We start from the raw sequence: 23,721 nt of genomic DNA on the forward strand, positions 1-23,721 counted from the left end.
AGACCAGCAGTGGGCCACGCTAACCCAGTTGAGGACCTGGCATACCAACCTGATCAACACAAACATCCGCTAGCGACACGACCCGCCTTCCCGAAACCCGGTATACACCGAGGCCACCAGCCTGAAACCCCTCAAACCAACCTGAAAGATGGGAGCTGGGCTCAACTAGAACGACCTGCGGGCCTGCGCTAGGGTGGAACGCGCTGTCACCAGCCGCGTTGGCGACAGGCCGCCTTAGCTCAGTCGGCAGAGCGATTCACTCGTAATGAATAGGTCTGGGGTTCGATTCCCCAAGGCGGCTCCCATGTAAGGCCAGATCAGAGGGCCAGGCCTAGCCCGGCCCTTTCTCCGCTCAGTGCTGGCGTGCGCCTATCATGCGTCTAAGGCATGGCTTTGGCTCACCTGAACCGGGTAGACCAACCAGGGGTGTGGCATCCGCGGTTTTCCTCTGCCGGTGTCGTTCTGTGCCCGCGAACGCCCGCACTGTAGGGAAAGCATCTTGGCCAGGGTTAGCTGTTGACAAATAGCTCGCCTGGGTCGACGCCCAGAGCGGCCGCGAGCCGGTGGATCACGTCAAGTGTCGGATTGCGGATACCTCGCTCAACTCCAGAGACATAGGTGCGGTCTAGGCCGGCTGTATGGGCGAATTGTTCCTGGCTCAGCCCCTGGACTGCACGCAACGCCCGCAGGCGAGCGCCGAACGCGGCGCGGTGAGGAGATGGACCTGGCACAAGCCCCACGGTTACGTATAGGCTGACGATAAGTCTACGGACTATGAGTCACATCGACGCGGGGAGTCCCAAATGCCTGTATTCGCTTACCAACCGTGCATCGGATGCGTCAAATGCGCTCCGGGCGTAAGAGGCGCAGGGCGCGCAAGCTGGATTTGGCTGCTGCACATTGTCACATTCGGTATCACTTTGATCGTGGCAAAGGCTATGCGCTGTCCAAGATGCTCACATACAAGGTTTGTCAACAGCCATGTTCCCACCGGGACTGCCGAGGTCTCACTCTGACGCTCGCGTGGATTACGGCCCAGGACATCAAGCCGCGCGACGTTGTCAAATGCGATGAGTAACGGCCAGGCGGAGCAGCCAAAGTGTGTCGATACGTCGGTGCGCGCAGGAGTAGGAGCAAGGGCCAACGCTCACATCCTGTTCAACAGTGGATGAGGCCACTTTGGGAAGGGCGCTTTGCCGGCGGCGGCTCGCCGTGCTCGCCCTGGTCACACCCTTTGGTACTTGGTCCAGAGCCGCCGTTGGGTCGAGCCGCTCGGGGTGGTGTGTGAGTGTTTCCCCATTTTGCCGGTGGCCGCCGGAACCCCCTTCTGGCCGCATTCTTGACGCCACTGACGTCGGCGGCCAAGGGCCAAGCCGCAGCACCACCGGGCGGTCGCTCCGGGCCTAACTAACTTGGCATCAAAGCAGGTCGAGGGGCCACGACCTAGCACCAACGCAGGTCAAGCCGCCACGACTTAGCACCAACGCAGGTCAAGGGGCCACGACCTAGCACCAACGCAGGTCCGAATTCTGGAGGCAACGTGTCTGGCCTGGTCACGGCCACGACCCCAGAGCCCCGACCTGTTTTGGTGCTAGGTCACGGACGGTCAGCCTGTTTTGATGCTAGGTCACGGCCGGTCAGCCTGTTTCGATGCTAAGTCACGGACAGTCAGCCTGTTTTGGTGCTAGGTCACGGCCGGTCAGCCTGTTTTGATGCTAGGTCACGGACGGCCAGCCTGTTTTGATGCTAGGTCACGGCCGGTCAGCCTGTTTTGATGCTAGGTCACGGACGGTCAGCCTGTTTTGATGCTAGGTCACGGCCGGTCAGCCTGTTTCGATGCTAAGTCACGGACGGTCAGCCTGTTTCGATGCTAAGTCGCGGCCGGTCAGCCTGTTTCGATGCTAAGTCGCGGCCGGTCAGCCTGTTTCGATGCTAAGTCGCGGCCGGGCGACCTGTTTCGATGCTAAGCCATGGACGATGAACCGGCGACAGTGACAGCGCTGGCCGTGTTCGGCATGGGAGGCGGCCAGACCGCGTCAAATCGGGTCTTTCCTGCGCCCAATGACGGCGCAGACTGCCGCCTACCCCTCGACGAACAGCTTGAAGAGCGGCGCCAGCTGGGCAAACTCGATCAAGAAACCGTCGTGGCCATAGTCCGAGCGCACCGTGAACAGCGGCAAGGCTTTCGGGATGTGCTTGGCCACGGTGGCCGATTCGCCCGGCAGGTACAACCGGTCAGAATCGACCGCCAACACCAGCGCCTCAGCTGTGACCTGACCTAGCGCCGCCTCGACGCCACCGCGATCACGGCCCACATCGTGCGACAGGATCGATTCGGTGAGGCGAATATATGAATTGGCGTCAAAACGCAGCGCCAATTTGGCGGCCTGGTACTCCAAATAAGACTGGACGGCGTAGCGACCGCCACCGCCCAGAGGCTGTTCGCCACCCTGGGCGTCTTGGCCAAAGCGGGCGTCGAGTTCGGCAGCCGAGCGGTAGGTGGTGTGGGCGATCTGCCGGGCAATGCCTAGTCCAATGTGGGGGCCGTCCCCGTCTGGTTGGTCGTAGTAGTCGCCGTCCAGATAGAAGCGGTCATTGCGAATGGCCGCGATCTGGGCGTGTGCCCAGGCGATTTGGTCAGCCGAGGACCGGGCCGTGGTGGCTATAGGAACGATCTTGGCCACCCTGTCCGGGGCGCTGACCGCCCATTCGAGGACTCTCATGCCGCCCATCGACCCGCCAACCACCAGCGCCCAGCGATTGATGCCCAGATGATCTGCCAAGGCCATTTCCACTGCGACCTGGTCTCGGATGGTGATGTAAGGGAAGCGGGCTGCCCATGGACGGCCGTCAGGGGCCAAGGAGGCCGGCCCGGTGGTGCCCTGACAACCGCCCAGGGTATTGGGGGCCACTACGAAATAGCGGTCGGTGTCGACTGGTGCGCCGGGGCCAATCAGGCCGGTCCACCACCCGGCAGTGGGATGGCCCGGCCCGGCCGGGCCGCGAATGTGGGAATCGCCGGTCAAGGCGTGCAACACCAGCACGGCGTTGGTCTTTTCCTGGTTCAAATTGCCCCAAGTCTCAAAGGCCACCGTGACATCGAGACTGCCGCCACGCTCGGGCTCAAAACGGCCTAAGTCAGCGAACTGCCTTTGGCCCACCGGATCGCCGGGCTGCCAGGCGCCAGTTGCCGGCACGGCCTGGCCGGGCTTGGGCGAAAGGCCCTCGAAACCAGGCTCCGGCGCGACTGCCGGGTTCGGCTCCAGGCCCGCCTGCGGCATCGGCCCACTCGCTGGCCCACTGGCCGGCCCCAAGCCAACACCATCTTCGCCACTCACTATTCTGATCCTTTCGACGCAAGGCCGGCCCGCACCCGGGCCGCGGCTTCGAAACCCAATTCCAGGTCGGCAAGAATGTCTCCTAGTCCCTCTAGGCCCACCGACAGCCTGACCAGTCCGGGAGTGACGGCTGAGAGCTGCTGTTCGGCGGGAGAGAGTTGCGCATGGGTGGTTGAGGCCGGATGGATTACCAGTGAGCGGACATCGCCAATGTTGGCCACGTGAGAATGCAGGTGGAGGGCTTCGACAAAGGCCTTGCCAACCTCGGCGCCGCCGTCCAGTTCGAAACTGAACACCGCGCCGGCACCCTTGGGACAGTATTTCTGGGCCAAATGGTGGTAGGGACTGGACGGCAGGCCGGCGTAGTTGACGCCCAGCACGTCCGTCCGGGCTTCGAGCCACTGGGCCACGGCCAGGGCGTTGGCCACATGCCGCTCAATTCGCAGGGACAGGGTCTCGATGCCCTGCGCTATCAGGAAGGCGTTGAACGGCGAGATGGCCGGACCCAAGTCACGCAGCAGCTGGGTCCGGGCTTTGAGGATGTAACTCAAATTGGCGCCAAAGTCGCCGCCCGGGCCAAACTTCTGGCCAAAAACCAGCCCGTTGTAGGCCGGATCGGGTTCGGTGAAACCTGGGTATTTGCCTGCCCCAGCTGCCGCGTAGTCGAAACGACCGGAGTCGACAATCACCCCGCCCAGCGCCGTGCCGTGCCCGCCCAAGAACTTGGTAGCCGAATGAACCACCACGTCAGCGCCCCATTCAAACGGCCTGATCAAGTACGGCGTGGCGGTGGTGTTGTCAATGATCAACGGCAATTGATGATCATGGGCCACCGTTGCCACGGTCTCAATGTCGAAGATGTCGGTCCTTGGATTGGGAATTGCCTCGCCAAAAAAGGCCTTCGTGTTTGGCTGCACGGCGGCGTGCCAAGCCGCCGGATCGGTTGGGTTGGCCACAAAGGTGGTGGTGATGCCGTAGCGGGGCAGGGTGTTGGCTAGCAGCGAGTAGGTGCCGCCGTAAAGCGAGGGGCTGGCCACAATGTGGTCGCCACTTCCGGCCAGGTTCTGCAGAGCCATGGCAATAGCGCTAGCTCCAGAGGCCGTCAGCAGGGCGCCAACGCCGCCTTCCAGCGAGGCCACGCGCTGCTCCACCACCTCTTGGGTGGGATTGGTCAGCCTGGCATAGATGGGGCCCAGCTCATCCAAGGCGAACCGACTGGCCGCCTGGTGGGCCGAATCAAATACAAACGCGGTGGTTTGAAAGATCGGCAAGGCCCTAGAGCCGGTGGTTTGATCCGGCGCCTGGCCGGCGTGGATTTGGCGGGTTTCGAAAGACCATTGTTGGGCCTGAGACTGTGACATTGTGCTGGCTCCTTGGGGGTGCGCTTGAAGGCTTATTTGACTGGGCGCACGCCCCTCGGTGGCTGGTTAGTCTTGGCCACGCGGCAGCAAAGCTACAGAGGTTTTGGAGAAAACGGGCAGTCGAGAACGCGCGCTATGGGGTTAGCGGCACATTCGACGGCTCAACATGGACCCAACCCTAGACCATGCCTGGCCGGGAGACGCCAGGACGTCCGCATGTCGAGACAGTTTTGTGTCCGATGCCGGCCCTCGCCCTGGCGTTGACCTAGCCTTGGCAATAGGAGAGGTAAAGTTGTGGCACACCTGGCCACGAGCCAGCCAGGAACCCGGTGATAGCCAGGTTCCGGTCGCGTTGGCCTCGGTCGGCAGACCGCTGACCTAAGGAGACGCGGCAGACAAGCACAGTTTGGTGGTGGTGAGCTGGTTTCGATAGCCAGTTCACTCAAGTAACGGGCCAGCCGGCCCGTGATCATAGTGACCAAGGCCAGCCCAAGGGAGGCGACAATGACAACTTTGTCAGTTGGCGACGCGGCGCCAGATTTCGATCTTGCAACTAGCGAAGGCCCCAATCTGTCACTGGCGGACTTTACCGGTCGCCGGTTTGTTCTCTATTCCTATCCCAAGGCCGGCACTCCAGGCTGCGCCATGCAGGCAAACGATTTCCGTGATGCCAGTGACGCCTTCGAAGCAGCGGGCTACGCCATCATCGGGATTTCGCCAGATCAACCCGCGGCCCTGGGCCGGTTCGCCGAAGACCTCAACCTCGATTTCACTTTGCTGTCTGACCCTGACCACGCCGTGCTCGAGGCCTACGGCGCCTGGGGCGAACACGAGTTGTTTGGCCGCAAGGTGATTTCGACCATTCGGTCCTTCTTCGTAGTCGAGGCCGATTCAAAGCTGGCTTTGGTCGAATACTCGGTCAAGGCCCCCGGTTCGGTCGCCCGCTTAGCCGAGAAGCTAGGGGTCGCCTGGCCCTGAGGTCGAGCCTACCCATAGGCCGACCCCTGATCAGCTCTCTTGCAGCGAGGTCGAGCCCTCGCATAACCCTCTTGTCGCGAGGTCGAGCTTTGGCATAACCCTCTTGTCGTGAGGTTGAGCTTTGGCATAACCCTTTTGTCGCGAAGTCGAGCATCGGCACAACTTGCCATGTGGCCAGGTGCGCACAACCTCTCCAATGGTTGATGGTGTCGCCGAATTGGGCGTTAACGATGTTGTTAGTGTTGAATTTGTGGGACATGGGTTTATTGTTAACGGGTTCGTTCGATCTGGGCAGCCATTTTTGGGCTGACAGGCAAGGAGATCTATGCGTCGCCTAACCTCGCGAGGTACCCGTTTGGGCCTTGCGCTTGGCCTGGGGCTAAGCCTGACGGCGGTGGGCCTGCCGGCGTTGGCTGACCCAAATGACTCAGATCCAGCTGTGGTTGAGGCACGTCGCCAAGAACAACTGGCCGCCGCCTCCGTGGCCCAGATCGAGGCAATGCTGGACTCCCTCAGGGAAGACACAGCCCTGAAACAAGCTGCTGCCGGCCTCGCAGCTGAGGCCTACAACAAGGCCAAAGAGGACCTCGAACTGGCGACCGAGGCCGCCGAAAAGGCCAAGACCGACTCTGAAGAGGCCCAAGAGGCTTTAGCTCAGGCGCGCGGCGCCCTGGCGCGAGTGGCTGTGGCGTCGAGTCAATCCCAGGCCGGGCTGGGTCCAATGGAGCCGTTCTTGGCCAAGGACGGTTTCGTTGAGGCAATTGACCGCAGCGCCATGCTGTCTCTGGTAGGCACCCAGGCTGGCCGGGCCAAATCCCGCCTGGAGGTGGCTGAGCAAAGCGCCTCGTCCGCTGCCCTCAGGGCCGAGCAGGCCGAGGAGCTGCGGGCCGAAAAGGCCAAGGAAGAAAGCAAAAAGGCCGCGGTTGCCCATCAGGCGGCGCTAGACGCCGCCGAGGCCCTGACCGCAGCTGAAGTGGAGCACACCCGTCTAATCGAGGTCTTGGCTGAGAAGAAGAACTCGACTGTCCAGGCCGAACGGAAAGCCGAACAGCGACGCATTGAAGAGGCCAACAGACGAGCTCAAGAGGCACGCGAACGTGAAGAACGGGCCGCGCTTAGACCGCCACCTTCGCCGCCCGGTGGTGGTGGCGGTGGCTCCGGTGGCGGTGGTGGCTCCGGCGGTGGTGGTGGCTCCGGTGGTGGCGGCGGCTCCGGCGGTGGTGGTGGCTCCGGTGGTGGCGGCGGCGGCGGTGGCTCCGGCGGCGGTGGCGGTGGCTCTGGGGTGGCCTCAGATGCGGCTGCAGCTGCGGCGGTGGCCTGGGCGCGCCAACAAATCGGCAAACCCTATGGCTGGGGCGGCACCGGCCCATACAGCTTTGACTGCTCGGGACTGGCCATGATGGCCTGGCGCAACGGCGGCGGCAAATCGATTCCCAGGGTGGCAGCCGACCAGTACTACGCCGCTACCAAAGTGTCATACAGCGCCATGCGGCCGGGGGACCTGATCTTCTGGGGTAGCCCAATCCACCATGTGGCGATCTACTCCGGCGGCGGCAACATGATTGAGGCGCCCAGTTCCGGACAGCTAGTGCGCGAAATACCGATCCGCTGGGCCGGTACTGTCACCTGGGCAGGCCGCTACTAACCGGCCTTGAGCCCAAAACCCCAGCCGCAGGTGATACCCGCGGTCAGACAACTGGTCAGTGAGCGGTGCCAGCTGCCTCTGCGGCCTTGAGGCGCTCGTAGGAACGATGAACCTCGGCCTCGGCGCCGGCCCGGTCGGTCCAGTGAGAACCCTCAACGGACTTACCCGGTTCAAGGTCCTTGTAGATCTCAAAGAAGTGCTGGACTTCAAGGCGGTGGAACTCGCTGATGTCATCGATGTCCTGCCGCCATGAGGCGCGTGTATCGCCGGCTGGCACACAAACAAGTTTGTCGTCGCCGCCGGCCTCGTCGCGCATGCGGAACATACCAAGGGTCCGGCAACGGATCAGACAGCCAGGGAAGGTCGGTTCATCTAGCAGCACCAAAGCGTCGAGCGGGTCGCCGTCCTCGCCCAAGGTGCCGTCGATGTAGCCGTAGTCGTCCGGATAACGAGTGGCGGTGAAGAGCATCCGGTCGAGGCGAATGCGACCGCTGACGTGGTCAATCTCATACTTATTGCGGGAACCCTTGGGGATTTCGATGGTGACATCAAACTCAAGCGGTTGACCGGCGGGGGTCTCACCGCGCACGGTCTTAAGTAGTGGGGTGTACGTTTTTTTTGGCGCTGCCATCTTGCGTCTCCCTGGCTTGGGTGAGTGTGTGTATCCAACACTAGTCCGGACCGGGCCATCCGCCTCAGGAAATACCTGTCAAGCTAGTGATTGTGAAGGTCCGCCGAATCATCCAGGTCGGGGTGGTCGTGGCCGCGCTCACCCTGTTCGGCTGGTTGCAGACGGACGCCACTTCGGCCGCCTCACCAGGACCAATGCTCTATCAGCCGGAACCGGTTGCCCAGCCGCTGGACTTAGAGGCGCCCATTGCGACCACTGACCAGGTCCAAGGGCTGGCCTCGAGTCTGTTGACACCGGAGCGGACCGGCGCCGCGTTGGGCCTGGCGGTGTTCGATCTGGTCACTGGCGAGGCCATCTACCAGGTCGATGCCAACCAGGGCCACATACCGGCATCGACCATGAAAATCCTGACCGCCACGGCCGCTCTCGACACCTTTGGTTCTCAGGCCACGCTGGCGACCGAAGTGCTACTTTCGGTCGTCGATCAAGGGCAGGCCACGGTCTACCTTAGAGCCGGCGGTGATGTCACCCTGAGCCCGGATCAAGGCCAGGTGGGGGAGATCATGGGCCGGGCCGGCTTGGCCGAACTGGCCACCGAAGCCGCCGTCAATCTCAGATCGCGCGGTGCAGGCGAAGTCGCGGTCATACTCGACGACACGATTTTCACTGGACCGACCACTTTACCTGACTGGGGTTGGTGGCCCGGGGCCCCCTGGGCCGGCCCCATTACGGCAATGGCCATCAACGGCGGCCACGACGGCGCCGGGTTTGATGACACCAGCTACTCGATCGATTCGGCCTTGGCCGCCGCCCAGCAATTCGCCGCCCTGCTAGGTCAAGCCGGCCAAGACGACCAATTGGCCTTGCCCACCTTCGAGGTCGCTGGGCCAGTCACACGGGGCCAGACCTCCGGCGGCGCCCAAGTCATCGCCAGGGTCGAATCAGCTCCAATTGGCCAGCTGGTGGCCTACATGCTGGAGCATTCCGACAACGTCTTAGCCGAGGCCCTGGGCCGTGTCACGGCCGTTGAGCTGGGTTTGCCCGGTTCGTTCGAAGGCGCCGGGCAGGCCATTGTCCAGGTGGTTGGCGAACTTGGCCTGCCAACCACCGCGCTGGTGGTGATGGACGCCTCCGGGCTGTCGCCGGGCTCGCGCGTACCACCGGCCACCTTGGCTGAACTGCTGGCCGCGGTGGCCAAACCGGCTGACCTTGAAGGGTCAGCTGAACTAATCGGCGTCTTGAGAGGACTGGCCGTGGCCGGCCTAGAGGGCACCCTGGCCGGACGGCTGACAGAGGCCCCGGGGGCTGGCAACGTCAGAGCCAAAACCGGCACCCTCACAGGTGTGGCCGCACTAGCCGGAATTGTCCAGACCGCCCAGGGTCGCGAATTGGCTTTCGTGCTGATGGCCGACCAAACCTCCCAAGTCCCTTATGGTCTGGTGCGCGACTCAATTGACCAATTCACCTCTGGTTTGGCGGCCCTGGGGGGATAGCGGCCCTTTGGCCCGCCCTGGTCGCACTTGCCCCCTCACCTTGGCCGGGACGATGGCCGAGCGTTAGGGTTGAAAGCGTGGATTTGGCCATCAATTATGCAGTCGCGGTCGCCCTCGGTACCCGTTTGGTCAGGCCCGGACCGGCCATAGCCCAAGATGAAGCCGCCCACTTGGTGGCAGACCTACACCGGGCCTCGGCCGCCGCACTTGGTTCGGTCGCGGAAATCACCGGCCTGGATCAGGCTTGCGAAGCCGCCGCCAATGTGCCGGTAATGGTGATTGACCGGCGCGGTTTTGTCCGGGCCAACGTTCAGTTGGCCGAATCAGTGGTCAATGTCGCCCTAGCCGACCAGGAGCTGTCCTGGCTGGCCAAATACGGCGCCGGTGTCCAGCTGGGCAGCGCTTTGGCCCTACTTTCTGCCCGGGTCTTGGGCCAGTACGACCCATTCCATCAGGGCCCCAACGGTGCCAAAGGCAGGGTCCTATTGGTTGCCCCTAACGTTTATCGTTTCGAGTGTTTGGTTCGAGCCAACCCGCGCGATTTCCACCTTTGGATTTCCTTGCACGAGCTGACCCACGCCGCCCAGATCGCTGCCGCGCCCTGGCTACCGGACTGGATTAGCGACCGCCTGGCCGAGCTTGTCGCCATCGACGACCAGCCGGGCGCGATCAAACGCCTGACCCGGGCGGCGCGTCAGCTACCGGACCTATTCGCTGACAAAACTGATGTGCCACCAAAGATGGTTGGCCTACTCAGCCCGGCCCAGGCCTACATTTTCCAAGAGGTCACAGCCGTTATGTCGCTACTTGAGGGCCATGCTGATGTCATCATGGACTCGGTTGGGCCCAAAGTGGTGCGATCGGTAGACCAGATGCGACACCGCTTTGATGCCAGGCGCGTGGCCGGCGGCCGCCTCGACCGGGCCGCCCGGCGCCTGATTGGCATTGAAGCCAAAACCGCCCAATACGTCCAAGGCGCCGACTTTGTTCGCGGCGTCTTGTCAGAGGTTGGCCACGAGGGTTTGAATCTGGTTTGGTCCGGTCCGGACGCCATGCCAACCACCACCGAATTAGATGATCCGGCTGCTTGGTGCCAAAGGGTGGCCAAAGCCACATGACCGGACCCGATCCGGCGGTGGCGGCCATCCGCCTGGCGGTGCGACAATCGCTCGCCGGCCTGCCGGTTGGCAGCACCGTGCTAGTGGCCTGTTCGGGTGGCACCGATTCGTTGGCCTTGGCCGCCGCCACCGGCTTTGTTGCCCCCCGCCTTGAGCTCAAAGCTGGCGCCGTGGTGGTTGACCATGGCTTGCAGGCCAAGTCCGATGACGTCGCCAACCAGGCCGCACAGGCTTGCCGGGCCATCGGTTTGGCTCCGGTGGAGGTGGTCAAGGTTCAACTCAAGGGCCCAGCCAATGTTGAGGCGGAAGCCCGTGACCAGCGGTATCAGGCCTTAGAGGCGACGGCCGCGGCCCACCAGGCGGCTGCGGTGCTATTGGGCCACAGCCTCGACGACCAGGCTGAAACAGTCCTACTAGCCCTGGGCCGTGGATCGGGCCTAACTGCCCTGGCCGGCATGCCCGCCGCCAGGGGCCCTTTCATCCGGCCGCTGCTTGGCATCACCCGCCAACAGACCGAACGGGCCTGCCGGGCGCTAGATCTCCAGCCTTGGCAAGACCCGATGAACCAGCTGGGCGGGCCGGGCTATTCGGCCAGAGTCCTGCTGCGCCAGCACATCCTGCCCCAGCTCGAAGACGCCCTTGGTGGCGGCGTGGCGGCCGCCTTGGCTCGTACGGCCGGCCAGGTGCGCCAGGATCTTGACTATCTTGACTCTGCCGCGGCCCAGCTCCTAACCCGGGTGACCAGCGGCGGGCAAGTTGACGCCAAAGTGCTGTCGCAGGCCAAGCCAGCTTTACGGCATCGGGCGATCAAACAAATGGCGCTCGAATGGGGCGCCGACCCAGCCGCCCTCAGTGCCGCCCACGTCAAGGCCCTCGACGCCTTGACCACGGCCTGGCACGGCCAGGGGGCGGTAGCACTGCCCGGAGGCGTCAAGGTTGGCCGCGAGTGTGGCAAGCTTGTGGTCTTGGAAACGGCGGTGGCCCAAGCGGTGAAGGAGATTCCAAGTGGATCGCGGTGACATGGGTAACAAACTGGCCAAGATCCTGCTAAGTGAGACGGAGATCGCCGCCCGGCTAGATGACCTGGCCAAGCAAATCGACACCGATTACGCCGGGCGTGAGGTTCTGCTGGTGGGGGTGCTCAAAGGGGCGGTCATGGTGATGGCCGATTTGTCTCGCCGGCTTCACACCGAGGTGACCATGGACTGGATGGCGGTGTCCTCGTATGGCTCTGGCACCAAGAGTTCCGGTGTGGTCCGCATCTTGAAGGATTTGGACGCCGACGTGCATGGACGTCATGTGTTGGTGGTTGAGGACATTGTCGATTCGGGGTTGACGCTGTCTTGGTTGACGGCCAATCTGCGTTCGCGCGGCGCGGCCACAGTCGAGGTGGCGGCTTTGCTGCGCAAACCGGCGGCGGCCCAGATCAACCTGCAAATCAAGTACGTCGGGTTCGACATCCCGGACGAATTCGTGGTGGGATACGGCCTGGACTACGCCGAAATGTTCCGGAATCTGGGGTTCGTAGGGACCCTGGCCAATCACGTCTACGAAAACTGAGCGACTGAGTGAGCGAAGAAAAGAAGCAGCATCCTCTGAAGAAGCCAACGGCGCGCACAGTTTGGCGCGCGCCTTGGCTTTGGATCATGGTCATGATGCTGATGGTTTGGCTGGTCGCCCGGTCAATGCTGGCACCGTCACCGTCCAAAATCGACACCTCAGATGGGCTCGCGCTGCTGGCCAGTGGCAATGTCGCCTCGGTCAAGGTGGTCGACGGCGAGCAGCGGGTCGAAATGAAGCTGGACAAGGACTTCAAGGACAAGGGCAAGGTGGTTGAGTTCTTCTACGTTGTGCCCCAAGGTCCAGACGTGGTGGCAGCAGTGGCCAAGGCTGATCCAAAAGGCGGTTTCAATTCTGAGGTGCCATCGCAGTCGTGGTGGGGCTCTCTACTAATGACGATGGTGCCGCTGCTGCTAATCCTGGGCCTGTTCTGGTTTGTCATGAGCCAGATGCAAGGAGGCGGCTCACGCGGCGTTATGGGCTTTGGCAAGTCGAAGGCCAAACTGGTTTCGAAAGAGTCACCCAAGGTCACTTTCGCTGATGTGGCCGGTGTCAACGAGGCGGTCGAGGAACTTGAGGAAATCAAGGAGTTTCTGGCTGAGCCGGCCAAATTCCAGGCTGTTGGCGCCAAAATCCCGCGGGGTGTGCTGCTTTACGGTCCACCAGGAACCGGCAAGACCTTGCTGGCCCGGGCTGTGGCCGGCGAGGCCCAGGTGCCGTTCTACTCGATTTCCGGCTCGGACTTTGTTGAGATGTTCGTTGGCGTGGGCGCCTCACGGGTGCGCGACTTGTTTGAACAGGCCAAAGCCAATGCCCCGGCGATCGTTTTTGTCGATGAGATCGACGCCGTTGGACGCCACCGCGGCGCTGGCCTTGGCGGTGGCCACGATGAACGCGAACAGACTCTGAACCAACTGCTAGTGGAGATGGACGGATTCGACGCCACCACCAACGTCATTTTGATCGCGGCGACCAACCGGCCGGACATATTGGACCCGGCGCTGTTGCGGCCAGGCCGCTTTGACCGGCAAATCACAGTGGGGGCGCCGGATCTGAAAGGCCGGCAGGCCATTTTGGAGGTGCACGCCAAAGGCAAGCCAATGGCCGATGACGTTGACTTGGCTTTGGTGGCCAAGCGAACGCCAGGTTTCACTGGCGCTGACCTGGCTAATGTGCTCAATGAAGCGGCCTTGCTGACGGCCCGGGTGGGACAAGCCCAGATTTCGAACCACAACCTCGATGAGGCCATCGACCGGGTGGTGGCCGGGCCACAACGCTCCTCAATGATCATGACTGAGGCTGAGAAGAAAAACACGGCCTATCACGAGGGCGGCCACGCCGTCGTGGCTACAGCCCTACGCAACACCGATCCGGTGACCAAGGTTACGATCCTGCCGCGCGGGAGGGCTTTGGGCTACACCATGGTGATGCCAACTCAGGACAAGCATTCGGTTACCCGCAACGAGTTGCTGGACCAACTGGCCTACGCCATGGGCGGGCGCGTGGCCGAGGAAATGATTTTCCACGATCCAACGACCGGGGCTTCGAACGACATCGAAAAAGCCACCCAAACCGCTCGCAAGATGGTAACCGAGTTTGGCATGAGCGCCACGCTGGGGGCGGTTCGCTACGGTCAGGGTGAAGGCGAGGTCTTTCTGGGCCGCGACTATGGTCACCAGCGTGATTACTCCGAGGCGGTGGCGGCTTCGATCGATTCAGAGGTCCGGGCGCTAATTGAGCAGGCCCACACCGAGGCCTGGCAAATCCTGGTGGAAAACCGTCAGGTTTTGGACCGTTTGGTCCTGGAGCTGTTGGAGAAGGAGACTCTGAACGAAAGCCAGCTGGCAGTTGTCTTCGAGGGCATCATCAAACGCGATCACCGTCCGGTCTGGCTGTCATCTGAAGAACGGCCGGTTTCAACCGACGGCCCGGTGCTGACCCCGACCGAGCGCCACGGCGATCAAGCCAGCGGGTCTAAGGAAGCTCCGTGAACCAGGTGGCCGGGCAGTTTGACGCCGCCCGGGTCGAGGCCGCCGTGCGTGAACTTCTCACCGGAATTGGCGAAGATCCTGATAGGGAGGGCCTGCGCCAAACCCCGGGCCGGGTGGCCAGGGCGGCTAGGGAGATCTTCGATGGTCTGGGCCGCGACCCGCGGGCCGAGCTCCAAGCCGTTTTCGACGTTGGCCATCAAGAGTTTGTACTGGTCAAGGACATTGCCTTCTATTCGATGTGCGAACACCACCTGATGCCCTTCCACGGCTCGGCTCATGTTGGCTACATCCCCGGCCCGGATGGCCGGATCACTGGGCTGTCCAAACTGGCCCGTCTGGTCGACATTCTGGCTAAGCGCCTCCAAGTACAAGAGCGCCTGACCAGCGAGGTGGCTGATTCGGTGATGGAGTGCCTGGGCGCACGCGGCGCTATTGCCGTGATCGAAGCCGAACATCTGTGCATGTCGATGCGCGGCGTCAAGGCGCCCGGCGCCAAGACCGTCACCAGCGCGGTGCGCGGCATGCTGCGCTCGGCCGCCACCCGGGCCGAGGCCATGAGCCTGATCCTGGGCCAGCCTTGATGCTGCGGCCGGCGCCGCTGCCTGGGGCTTTGGCCGCCTTGGAGCGTCCGCTGGTGATGGGGATATGTAACGTCACGCCAGATTCGTTTTCCGATGCCGGCCAGAGCCTCAGCCTCGAAGCGGCGGTCGAGCACTGCCAGGCCATGTTGGACCAGGGCGCTGACCTGGTTGACATTGGCGGCGAATCGACCCGGCCGGGCGCCGGCAGGGTGGCACCAAGCGAAGAATTGGGTCGGGTCATCCCGGTAATCAGGCGTCTAGCCAGCCAGGGCGCGGCGATCTCGGTTGACACCACACGGGCGGCGGTGGCGGCGGCCGCGGTCGAGGCCGGCGCCATCGTCATCAACGACGTTTCCGGTGGCCTGGCAGACCCAGCCATGTTTGGTGTCATGGCAGCCACCGGTGTGGTTTCGGTGTTGGCACACTGGCGGGCGCCTTCAGCACAAATGGACGCCTGCGACCGCTACAACGATGCGGCCGGCGAGGTTTGCGCCGAACTGGCCGCCCGCCTGGCGGCGGCAGTTGCCGCTGGTGTCAAGGCCGAGGCCGTGGTGCTCGACCCGGGTCTGGGTTTCGCCAAAGTGGGCCACACAAACTGGCAGGTCTTGGCCGGCTGGGACCGGTTAGCGGCACTGGGCCTCCCGCTCCTGGTGGGGGCCTCGCGTAAGCGTTTCTTGCGCCTACCGCTTGGGTTCGAGCCCCAAGCCGGGCCCAAGTGGGATCAGCTAGACCAGGCCACGGCCACAATCTCGGCTATGTTGACCAAGGCCGGTGTTTGGGGCTTGCGGGTCCACAACGTCCCGCTGACGCGTCAGGCCATCGCCATGGCAGCTGCCATGGCCACGCCCCCGGCCTGAACCACCGGCGCAAAAATCGGTCAGCTCGCTAGATGGGCGAGTCGCAACACCACGACCGTCGCTCTAGGGTGGATCATTGGCCCATGCACCCATTGCGGGGTGGGAATGGAGAGCCCCTCGACGTCCTTGAGCTGAAAGGTATCAGCGCGTGTGGCTTCCATGGTTTGCTGCCGGAGGAAAGAGCCAGCGGCCAGGCTTTCGTAGCTGATGTCTCGCTACATTTGAACACTTCTGCCGCGGCCGAGACCGATTCGATTGAGCACAGCGTTGACTACGCCAAGGTCTGCCAGGACGTTACTCGCGTCATCGGCGGCAAACCTTACAACCTGCTTGAAACCCTGGCCCAGGCCATCGCCGGCGTGGTCTTGACGAACCCATCCGTCGAGGTGGCCGATGTCGCGCTGCACAAGCCTTGGGCGCCAATTGGCGTGCCGGTTGACGATGTCGTCTTGCGGGTCAGGCGCCAACGCCGCGGGCGGCATGTAGTCGAAGACCCGCCCGGACCGGAAGCCTTGGACTACCAGTTGTTCGAAGGCGAGCCAGCACCGCCAGGCCAAGTCGATCCGGGCCCCGCCCCCACTTTGGTCCGCGCTGAAGACCAGGAAGCTGCGGCCGGGCCGCATTTGACAGGCAACTGGGGGCAGCAGCCGGACGGCACCGCGCCAGCCCCTGCCCGCCCCAGCCGGGCCACGGCCACCTGGGAGACTCGACCGGCCAAGTGGTCGTACTCCTCAAAATGGCGCCGCTGGGAAGCCGAGCCCGCCCAGGCCTCAAATCAGCCCAGCACTAGGCCACCGTGGTTGGCCTTTCACCCCCATTTGCCTGTTGGCCAAGCCGCGCCGCCTGGGCCTTGGACCCCGCAGGTGCCACCGGAACAGGTCGTATCAGAGCCATCGACTCTAATCCCCTCCACCTGGTCTCAGCCCGTCGAACCAGATGGACCTAGCGATGTGCCACCTCTCGAGGCGCCAAATGTGACCGTTGGGCCACCACCGGCCGAATCGCTAGTCGACACCACGACCATGGCGCCGGCCGAACCCCTGGCCAGGACTCTGGCCGAAGACCCAGCCCAACCTCCAGCCATGACCCAGGCCCAGGCGAACTTCGATTGGGCTTTGGTTGATTCGCTTGATCAACGGCCCAGCGAACCGGTCGACGCGATTGTGGCGCTGGGAGCCAACGTTGGTGACGCCTTGGCCACGCTGCGCAGCGCCATCGACGCCTTGCGCGCGCTCAACGGGCTGTGGGTGGTCGGAATCTCGCCGCTGGCCCGCACCGCCCCGGTTGGCGCTGAAGATCAACCTGAGTTTTTCAACGCCGTGGTCCATGTCCGCACGGACCTATCGGCCCGGTCGCTTTTCCGGTTGCTGGCACTGATCGAGGACGCCCACGGCCGTGTCCGCCACCAAGAGTGGGGGCCGCGCACGCTTGACCTCGACTTGATCGCTTACGACTGCCTGATTGCCGGGGATGACGAACTGACCGTGCCGCATCCCAGGGCACACCAGCGGGCCTTCGTCTTGCTGCCCTGGGCCTATATGTATCGACGGGCATTTTTGCCGGGCGTTGACGGCGGCATGGTGGCGGCGCTGGCGGCCAAAGCGCCAGACCGGGCCGGCGTGCGCTGGCTGGCGACTGATTGGATCAACACTGATCAAGTTGTCACCGGCGGCTACAACCAGTTTGGCACCGGTGACCAGACCGCCTTCGCCGCCTGGGGTGCCTGGGCCAGCTGAGCTGACTCTGTGTGCTTGGCCGGCCCAAGGGCCGCCACTCTTAGTGGGCGAGTAAGCCGGTGCCAGTTGCCCACCAGTGACTTGGGGCACTGGGGTCAAACTAGGATTGGGAACTGTGCAGCCAACCAAATGGTCCACTATCGCCGTCACGGTGGTGGTTAGCGGTGTGGTCGCATGGGCCGGCCTCGATCTGACGGCCAGCCGGGCCGCCCGTTTTACCCAGGTGCCCTGGACCGTGCCGGCAGCACTGGTGGTAGTGGCGGTAGTAGTGGTGCTCCTGGCCTGGCCCGTCAGGCAATACGTCAAGGGCAAACGCCGCCAGGTTGACCGCCTGCGGGCTGCCACGGTGGTGGCCTTGGGCAAGGCCTGCACCTTGGCTGGCTCGGCTCTAAGTGGTTTGTACGGCGCGGTCACGCTCACCCTAATGGCCAAAGTCATCGACGGGGCGCCCGGGCGGTGGGCCTGGCAGGCAGGGGCGGCCTTACTGGGCGCGATTGTGCTAACAGTCGGTGGCCGGCTGACGGAGTGGTTCTGCCAGCTGCCGCCCAGCGAAGGGCCGCCTGAGACACAGCCAGACGGCTCGCATCCACAAGCGGCTTGAGGAAAAGGGGAGAAAGTGCAACGACAACCGGTAGCTTTTGGCCTGATCGGCGTGGGCCGGGTGGGCGGCCCCATTAGCCGGGCCCTGTCCGATGCCGGCTACCCGGTCGTTGGCGTCAGCGCTTACGACGAGGAGTCCCGCGAGCGGGCCGAGGTCATGCTGCCCGGTGTGCCGCTGCTTGAGGCGGCCGAGGTGGTAGACAAGGCCGCCTTGGTCTGGCTGACGGTGTCCGATGACGCCATCACGCCGTTGTGCCAAGAACTGGCCTCAAGCTGGCGGCCGGGCCAGGTAGTCGTCCACGCCTCTGGTGCCAGGGGTTTAGCGGCCCTAGCACCGGCGGCCAGGGCCGGGGCTATCACCTTGGCCATCCACCCGGCCATGACCTTCACCGGCACTTCTATCGATGTGGTCAAAATGCACCAGGCCCCCTTTGCCATCACCACACCGGTGGGCTTAGAGCCGTTGGCCGAGGCTTTGGTCCAGGCCCTAGGCGGCTGGCCTTTTGTGGTCCACGAGTCGGACAGGCCGCTCTACCACACCGCCCTGGCCCACTTGTCCAATCACCTGGTCACCTTGGTAGACCAGGCCAGGCAACTGATCCAGACGATCACCGGGGCTGATCCGCACGACCTGCTTGAACCCTTGGCTTTGGCCAGTCTGGAAGCGGCCTTACGCCACGGTATCGACGGACTATCCGGTGCGGTCTCTAGAGGCGATGTCACCACTTTGGTGACTCATCGCCAGGCTTTGGAAAACTGGGCGGCTAGCCGCGGCGGTCTAGTTAGCGGCGAGGTGGCGCTGGATGACCGGGCCAGCGCGGCGCTGGACACCGTTCGGACCTACCGGGAGCTGGCCCTGATGACGGCCCGGGCAGCTGAGCGGGCCGGGCGGATTGACGCTGCCGCGGTCGAGGCTATTGGGCAGGCGTTGGACTGAAGTGGCAGGCAGCGAACCTCTGCTGGCCCAAACCCAAGCCGAATTGGACCAGGCCCTGGGTTCTTCTCGGCGCACTGTGGTGATGACAATGGGGGCGTTGCACCAAGGCCATTTAGACTTGGTCGACCGGGCCGCCCAGTTGGGCGGTCAGCTAGTAGTAACGATCTTTGTCAATCCCTTACAGTTTGGGTCGGGTGAAGATTTCGAGACCTACCCGCGCCCCTTGGCAGCCGATCTGGCGGCCCTAAAAGGCCGGGGAGTGGCGGTGGTCTTTGCGCCAACGGTGGCGGAGATGTATCCCCGGGGCCAGGTCGCGGTTTCGGTCAGTACCGGGCGGCTGGGCCAAGTCTTTGAGGGAGCGGCCAGACCAACCCATTTCGACGGCGCCATGACAGTGGTACTGAAGCTGTTGCAGCGTACTAGAGCGTCAACGGCCATATTTGGCCAAAAAGACGCCCAACAGCTGGCCTTGATCCGGCAGATGGTGGCTGACCTGGACCTAGGTGTCAAAATCGTGGCCGTTCCGACCCGGCGCGAGGCGGACGGACTGGCCATGTCTTCCCGCAACCGGTACCTTGACCCGGCCCAGCGCCTAAACGCCCTGGCCCTGCCGCGAGCCTTGGCAGCCGGCGTCGAGGCGGCCGGGCGGGGCGAAGCAGCCCCGGCCGTACTTCAGGCCGCTCGGCAGCGCCTTGGCCCGATGGGGCAGGGGATGGCCTTGGACTATCTCGAACTAGTCGAACCGGCCGGATTCGAAAAAGTTGACGCCACCTACGGTGGACCGGGCCTGATCATCGCTGCTCTGAAGCTTGGACAGACCCGGCTAATCGACAACGCACCCATTACTCTGGGCAACCGGTGATTCTCACCGGCAGCCCAGAACAGGAGCAGCGCTATCTGGTCGCATCTTCGCGGGTAGCCGCTTGACGGCTACCGCGTGCGACACGACGGAGGGTGTTTTTCAACACCCTCCTGACCCCCGCTAATCTGGTGGGCGTGAATTCGAGCCCGCCCAGTGGTGGATCCGACCTTCAAGACCTGTCAGAACACCAGCAGGTGCGGCGGGCCAAACGCCAAGCCATTTTGGATCGGGGCGAAGAGGCCTACCCGGCGGCGGTGCCAATCGACAGCTCAATTGCTGCTGTGAGGGCCGCGCACGGTGGTCTTGAGCCCGGCACCTACACCGGTGAGATCGTTGGCCTGGCCGGGCGGGTGATGTATCTGCGCAACACTGGCAAGCTCTGCTTCGCCACGCTGCAAGATGGGGCCGGCTTGCGCCTCCAGGCCATGATCTCCCTAGCCGAGGTTGGCGCCGAATCGCTAGCCAGTTACAAAGCCGAGGTTGACCTGGGCGACCACCTGTTTGTACACGGTCAGGTGATCACCTCCAAAAGAGGCGAGTTATCAGTATTGGCTGACAGGTGGACCATGGCGGCCAAAGCCTTGCGGCCCTTGCCAGTGTTGCACTCAGAGCTATCGGACGAATCGCGCATACGTGACCGGACGGCTGATCTGATAGTGCGCCAAGCCGCCCGGGACATTGCCCGCCAGCGCTCGCAATTGGTCCGTTCGGTCCGGGGCACAATGCATGGTCTGGGTTATGACGAAATCGAGACCCCGGTGTTGCAGACGGTTCACGGCGGTGCCCTGGCCCGGCCCTTCACCACCCACATCAACGCATACGGCATCGACCTGTATCTACGTATCGCCACCGAACTGTTCCTAAAGCGGGCCATGATTGGTGGGCTGGACAAGGTTTTCGAGGTTGGCAAGATCTTCCGCAACGAGGGAGCCGATTCAACCCACGCCCCAGAGTTCACCTCGATCGAGGTCTATGAGGCCTACGGCGACTACGACACAATGGCCACCCTAACCCGGCAGATTGTGCAGGACGCAGCCGTGGCGGTGACCGGCTCGACCACTGTGACTTGGAGCACCGATGGCCGGGTAATAGACCTAGGTGGCGAACAATGGCGCCAGATTTCTTTCTTTGGCTCGCTCAGCCAGGCCTTGGGCGAGTCAATTGGACCGGACACCAGCCGCGAAGAATTGGCCAAGAAGGCCCAGCGCCTCGAAGTCGAAGTCTCACCGGCCGCCGGCTCCGGCCAGCTGGCTGAGGCCCTGTTCGAACACCTTCTGGGTGATCAACTGGACCAGCCGACCTTTGTGCGAGACTTCCCGATTGACACTTCCCCGTTGACGCGGGCGCATCGTTCAACCCCTGGTGTGGCCGAAAAGTGGGATCTGTACATTGGCGGTCTCGAACTGGCTACCGCCTATAGCGAGTTAGTCGACCCGGTGATCCAACGCCAGCGGTTCGAGGCCCAGGCGGCTTTGGCCGCGGCCGGCGACCCTGAGGCCATGCGGCTCGACCAGGACTTCCTCGACGCCATGGAATACGGAATGCCGCCGGCTGGCGGCATGGGAATGGGCATCGACCGCCTGATGATGGTGTTGACCGGACTGGGCATTCGAGAGACAACTCTGTTCCCAATCGTGAAACCCCTGAACTGAACTACCGCTACCTTCTCTGCTCCACCTGTTTCCCTCCACTCGGTTCAAAGCCCCACCGCCCTCGACGTGGCCCCTACCAGCGGAAACATGCCGCTGCCCGCCATCGGCCATTTCCAAAACGGGGGCTAATCATTGGTTTTCAACAGCTATAATGTTCAGGGCCGGAAAACCTGAACCGGCCACCCAAATATCGATGACGAATTGGAGTTGTATTCATGGCGCAACGCGTGCAGGTACTCCTGGTCGACGACCTTGACGGTTCGACGGCCACGGAGACGGTGACTTTTGGACTTGATGGAGTTACCTTTGAAATCGATCTAGCCCAGCAAAATGCCGCCGATTTCAGGGCCGCGTTGGCTCCGTGGATCCAGGCTGGACGCAAGGTTGCCGGCAAGACCGGCCGGGCAGGTGCAACTCGCCGTCCGGTTGACGCCGAGACCGCTCGGATGCGTGAGTGGGCCAGGGCCAATGGCTACAAAGTTTCAGACCGAGGCCGGATCTCAGGCGAAATCCAAGCCGCCTACCGATCCGCCAACAGCTAGATAGCGGTGATATAAGTGACCTACACAATTGTTTTCCTGCGCCACGGCGAGAGCAAGTGGAACGCCTTAAACCTGTTCACAGGTTGGGTTGATGTTGAATTATCAGACAAGGGCATCAGCGAAGCTCGGCGCGGCGGTGAGCTGCTGGTCGAGAACAACATCCTGCCGGATGTGCTGCACACATCCTTATTGCGCCGGGCCATTATGACGGCCAACCTGGTGCTTGATGCGGCCGATCGCCACTGGATTGACGTCAGGCGGTCCTGGCGGCTAAACGAGCGCCACTATGGCGCCCTGCAGGGCAAAGACAAGACCCAAATCCGGGACGAATACGGCGATGATCAGTTCATGATTTGGCGGCGCAGCTACGACACGCCGCCTCCGCCAATCGAGCGCGGCTCGGAGTTCTCGCAGGACGCCGACCCACGCTACGCCGGGGAGCCGGAGGTGCTGACCGAGGCCCTGAAGAACGTACTGGACCGGGCTCTGCCTTACTGGCAGGACGGGATTGTGCCGGATTTGGTAGCCGGCAAGACGGTGATGGTGGCGGCTCACGGCAATTCGCTGCGGGCGCTGATCAAGCATCTCGATGGGATTTCCGACAAGGACATTGCCGGTTTGAACATTCCCACCGGAATCCCATTGGTCTATCACCTCGATGCCAACCTCAAGCCGACTAATCCGGGCGGCACCTACCTTGACCCAGAAGCGGCCGCCGCCTCGATCGCCGCTGTCGCCAACCAAGGCAAGAAGTAGGCCTCTTTGGTCGGTTTGACCTGCTAGTTCACCTCGACTCGTGAGCTGGTCAAGTCCACTTCGTGCTAGACTTGGCCAGTTCGCGAGAGGGGAAGTACCCAAAAACATGGCATTCGCTGTTGGAGAGACCGTCGTTTATCCTCACCACGGAGCGGCTCTAATAGAAGACATAACCACCCGCACCATCAGGGGCGTATCTAGGACCTATCTGAAGCTGCGTGTAACCCAAGGCGATTTGACCATTGAGGTGCCGGCCGAGAACGTTGAGCTAGTTGGCGTACGCGATGTGGTTGGGCCAGAGGGTCTTGAGCAGGTTTTCTCGGTGTTACAGGCCAATGTTCGCGAAGAACCAACTAACTGGTCCAGGCGCTATAAGGCCAATGTCGAGAAAATCGCCTCAGGCGACGTCATCAAAGTGGCTGAGGTGGTCCGTGACCTGTCCCGGCGCGACACCAACCGCGGCCTTTCGGCAGGAGAAAAGCGCATGCTGGCCCGGGCCCGGCAAATCCTGGTCTCCGAACTGGCCTTGGCGGACAAAACCGACGAGGAGGCGGCAGAGCGTCGCCTAGATGAGGTTCTGGCCGTCACGGTGGCATGAGCTACCGGACCGGCATTGGCTTTGATGCCCATCGTCTAGCCGCTGATGCGCGCCCGCTCCATTTGGCGCTGCTGCAATGGCCCGGCCAACCCGGCCTTGAGGGCCACTCCGACGGTGACGTCGTGGCCCATGCTCTAGTTGACGCCATCGCCTCTGCCGGCTGCCTTGGAGACATAGGTGAGCTTTTCGGCAGCGCCGACCCGCGGCATCGGGCGGCCAACTCGGCTCTCTTCTTAGAAGGCGTCCTTGATGAATTGACTCAGGCCGGCTACAGCCTGGTCAACGCCGCCGTCCAGCTGATTGGTAATCAACCCCAAATCGCTCAGCGCCGGGGCGAGGCCGAGGCCGCGCTGAGCCAGGCCGTTGGGGCGCCGGTCTCGCTCAGCGCCACCACCACCGATTCGATGGGCTTCACTGGTCGAGGCGAGGGGCTGGCCGCCATCGCCACCTGTCTGGTCCAGGCCAGCTAAGAAAAGGTAGATTTT

Annotated in this window: 22 protein-coding genes and 1 tRNA gene; 19 read left to right on the forward strand and 4 right to left on the reverse strand. The window is 63.0% G+C overall.

Translation table 11 applies throughout. The features are described 5' to 3' along the window. Window positions 1–228 precede the first annotated feature (228 nt). Window positions 229–301 (forward strand) — tRNA-Thr (locus tag FWD29_01600). A 208-nt stretch (window positions 302–509) separates the two neighbouring features. Here FWD29_01600 and FWD29_01605 read toward each other — a convergent pair. The 3 genes from FWD29_01605 to FWD29_01615 all read right to left on the reverse strand — a co-directional run bounded on the left by FWD29_01605 (window position 510) and on the right by FWD29_01615 (window position 4,699). Further along, complete coding sequence (locus tag FWD29_01605; protein MCL2802639.1) at window positions 510–680, reverse strand: helix-turn-helix domain-containing protein; 171 nt, start codon at window positions 678–680, stop codon at window positions 510–512. 1,401 nt (window positions 681–2,081) lie between these two features. Next, window positions 2,082–3,338 (reverse strand): homoserine O-acetyltransferase, encoded by a 1,257-nt coding sequence (locus tag FWD29_01610; protein ID MCL2802640.1) that lies wholly within the window; start codon window positions 3,336–3,338, stop codon window positions 2,082–2,084. Continuing rightward, a complete protein-coding gene (locus tag FWD29_01615; GenBank protein ID MCL2802641.1) occupies window positions 3,338–4,699 on the reverse strand; it encodes a PLP-dependent transferase in 1,362 nt (453 codons plus the stop codon). Before FWD29_01615 ends, FWD29_01610 begins: the two co-directional genes overlap by 1 nt. A 504-nt stretch (window positions 4,700–5,203) precedes the next feature. Between FWD29_01615 and FWD29_01620 the strand changes: the two genes are divergently transcribed. Continuing rightward, complete coding sequence (locus FWD29_01620; protein ID MCL2802642.1) at window positions 5,204–5,677, forward strand: peroxiredoxin; 474 nt, start codon at window positions 5,204–5,206, stop codon at window positions 5,675–5,677. A 325-nt stretch (window positions 5,678–6,002) separates the two neighbouring features. Continuing rightward, window positions 6,003–7,322, forward strand: a complete 1,320-nt coding sequence (locus FWD29_01625) for an NlpC/P60 family protein (protein ID MCL2802643.1) — start codon at window positions 6,003–6,005, stop codon at window positions 7,320–7,322. 55 nt (window positions 7,323–7,377) lie between these two features. Here FWD29_01625 and FWD29_01630 read toward each other — a convergent pair whose 3' ends face one another. Then, on the reverse strand, window positions 7,378–7,953 hold the full coding sequence (locus FWD29_01630; protein MCL2802644.1) for an inorganic diphosphatase: 576 nt from the start codon (window positions 7,951–7,953) through the stop codon (window positions 7,378–7,380). Between the two features lie 92 nt (window positions 7,954–8,045). On the opposite strand from FWD29_01630, the gene dacB reads away from it, so the two are divergent. From dacB to ispF, 16 genes are all read left to right on the forward strand, one after another. After that, the gene (gene dacB, locus FWD29_01635; protein ID MCL2802645.1) at window positions 8,046–9,446 is read left to right on the forward strand and encodes a D-alanyl-D-alanine carboxypeptidase/D-alanyl-D-alanine-endopeptidase; all 1,401 of its coding nucleotides are present in this window, start codon (window positions 8,046–8,048) and stop codon (window positions 9,444–9,446) included. A gap of 77 nt (window positions 9,447–9,523) precedes the next feature. Then, the gene (locus tag FWD29_01640) at window positions 9,524–10,564 is read left to right on the forward strand and encodes a zinc-dependent metalloprotease (GenBank protein MCL2802646.1); all 1,041 of its coding nucleotides are present in this window, start codon (window positions 9,524–9,526) and stop codon (window positions 10,562–10,564) included. Further along, window positions 10,561–11,583 carry a tRNA lysidine(34) synthetase TilS gene (tilS, locus tag FWD29_01645; GenBank protein MCL2802647.1) on the forward strand — a complete coding sequence of 341 codons (1,023 nt, stop codon included), beginning with the start codon at window positions 10,561–10,563 and terminating at the stop codon, window positions 11,581–11,583. The genes FWD29_01640 and tilS overlap by 4 nt, the downstream gene beginning before the upstream one ends. Continuing rightward, window positions 11,570–12,124, forward strand: coding sequence for a hypoxanthine phosphoribosyltransferase (gene hpt / locus FWD29_01650; GenBank protein MCL2802648.1), 555 nt, complete (start codon window positions 11,570–11,572; stop codon window positions 12,122–12,124). Before tilS ends, hpt begins: the two co-directional genes overlap by 14 nt. An 86-nt stretch (window positions 12,125–12,210) precedes the next feature. Beyond that, entirely contained in the window at window positions 12,211–14,115 is a 1,905-nt protein-coding gene (gene ftsH / locus FWD29_01655) for an ATP-dependent zinc metalloprotease FtsH (GenBank protein ID MCL2802649.1), read from the forward strand. Continuing rightward, window positions 14,112–14,696: a GTP cyclohydrolase I FolE gene (folE, locus tag FWD29_01660; GenBank protein MCL2802650.1), complete on the forward strand. Its 585-nt coding sequence runs from the start codon at window positions 14,112–14,114 to the stop codon at window positions 14,694–14,696. Before ftsH ends, folE begins: the two co-directional genes overlap by 4 nt. Further along, window positions 14,696–15,553: a dihydropteroate synthase gene (folP, locus tag FWD29_01665; protein MCL2802651.1), complete on the forward strand. Its 858-nt coding sequence runs from the start codon at window positions 14,696–14,698 to the stop codon at window positions 15,551–15,553. The genes folE and folP overlap by 1 nt, the downstream gene beginning before the upstream one ends. 83 nt (window positions 15,554–15,636) lie before the next feature. Then, window positions 15,637–17,289: a 2-amino-4-hydroxy-6-hydroxymethyldihydropteridine diphosphokinase gene (gene folK / locus FWD29_01670; protein ID MCL2802652.1), complete on the forward strand. Its 1,653-nt coding sequence runs from the start codon at window positions 15,637–15,639 to the stop codon at window positions 17,287–17,289. A gap of 115 nt (window positions 17,290–17,404) precedes the next feature. Beyond that, entirely contained in the window at window positions 17,405–17,890 is a 486-nt protein-coding gene (locus FWD29_01675) for a DUF3180 domain-containing protein (protein MCL2802653.1), read from the forward strand. Between the two features lie 15 nt (window positions 17,891–17,905). Continuing rightward, window positions 17,906–18,826 (forward strand): DUF2520 domain-containing protein, encoded by a 921-nt coding sequence (locus FWD29_01680; GenBank protein MCL2802654.1) that lies wholly within the window; start codon window positions 17,906–17,908, stop codon window positions 18,824–18,826. Between the two features lies 1 nt (window position 18,827). Continuing rightward, window positions 18,828–19,688 (forward strand): pantoate--beta-alanine ligase, encoded by an 861-nt coding sequence (panC, locus tag FWD29_01685; GenBank protein ID MCL2802655.1) that lies wholly within the window; start codon window positions 18,828–18,830, stop codon window positions 19,686–19,688. 134 nt (window positions 19,689–19,822) lie between these two features. Further along, on the forward strand, window positions 19,823–21,340 hold the full coding sequence (gene lysS, locus FWD29_01690) for a lysine--tRNA ligase (GenBank protein ID MCL2802656.1): 1,518 nt from the start codon (window positions 19,823–19,825) through the stop codon (window positions 21,338–21,340). Between the two features lie 215 nt (window positions 21,341–21,555). Continuing rightward, the gene (locus FWD29_01695; GenBank protein ID MCL2802657.1) at window positions 21,556–21,882 is read left to right on the forward strand and encodes an Lsr2 family protein; all 327 of its coding nucleotides are present in this window, start codon (window positions 21,556–21,558) and stop codon (window positions 21,880–21,882) included. A 15-nt stretch (window positions 21,883–21,897) separates the two neighbouring features. After that, window positions 21,898–22,638, forward strand: coding sequence for a phosphoglyceromutase (locus FWD29_01700; GenBank protein ID MCL2802658.1), 741 nt, complete (start codon window positions 21,898–21,900; stop codon window positions 22,636–22,638). A 106-nt stretch (window positions 22,639–22,744) separates the two neighbouring features. Further along, window positions 22,745–23,236, forward strand: a complete 492-nt coding sequence (locus tag FWD29_01705; GenBank protein MCL2802659.1) for a CarD family transcriptional regulator — start codon at window positions 22,745–22,747, stop codon at window positions 23,234–23,236. Next, a complete protein-coding gene (ispF, locus tag FWD29_01710) occupies window positions 23,233–23,706 on the forward strand; it encodes a 2-C-methyl-D-erythritol 2,4-cyclodiphosphate synthase (protein MCL2802660.1) in 474 nt (157 codons plus the stop codon). The genes FWD29_01705 and ispF overlap by 4 nt, the downstream gene beginning before the upstream one ends. Window positions 23,707–23,721 lie beyond the last annotated feature (15 nt).

The organism is Micrococcales bacterium (genome assembly GCA_009784895.1).
Classification (GTDB): Bacteria; Actinomycetota; Actinomycetes; order Actinomycetales; family WQXJ01; genus WQXJ01.

Coding starts and splice junctions, on each gene's coding strand:
- FWD29_01615 (MCL2802641.1), bottom strand. CDS start 4,699: ATGTCACAGTCTCAGGCCCAACAATGGTCTTTCGAAACCCGCCAAATC.
- FWD29_01620 (MCL2802642.1), top strand. CDS start 5,204: ATGACAACTTTGTCAGTTGGCGACGCGGCGCCAGATTTCGATCTTGCA.
- FWD29_01625 (MCL2802643.1), top strand. CDS start 6,003: ATGCGTCGCCTAACCTCGCGAGGTACCCGTTTGGGCCTTGCGCTTGGC.
- FWD29_01630 (MCL2802644.1), bottom strand. CDS start 7,953: ATGGCAGCGCCAAAAAAAACGTACACCCCACTACTTAAGACCGTGCGC.
- tilS (MCL2802647.1), top strand. CDS start 10,561: ATGACCGGACCCGATCCGGCGGTGGCGGCCATCCGCCTGGCGGTGCGA.
- ftsH (MCL2802649.1), top strand. CDS start 12,211: ATGGTCATGATGCTGATGGTTTGGCTGGTCGCCCGGTCAATGCTGGCA.
- folP (MCL2802651.1), top strand. CDS start 14,696: ATGCTGCGGCCGGCGCCGCTGCCTGGGGCTTTGGCCGCCTTGGAGCGT.
- folK (MCL2802652.1), top strand. CDS start 15,637: ATGCACCCATTGCGGGGTGGGAATGGAGAGCCCCTCGACGTCCTTGAG.
- FWD29_01695 (MCL2802657.1), top strand. CDS start 21,556: ATGGCGCAACGCGTGCAGGTACTCCTGGTCGACGACCTTGACGGTTCG.
- FWD29_01705 (MCL2802659.1), top strand. CDS start 22,745: ATGGCATTCGCTGTTGGAGAGACCGTCGTTTATCCTCACCACGGAGCG.
- ispF (MCL2802660.1), top strand. CDS start 23,233: ATGAGCTACCGGACCGGCATTGGCTTTGATGCCCATCGTCTAGCCGCT.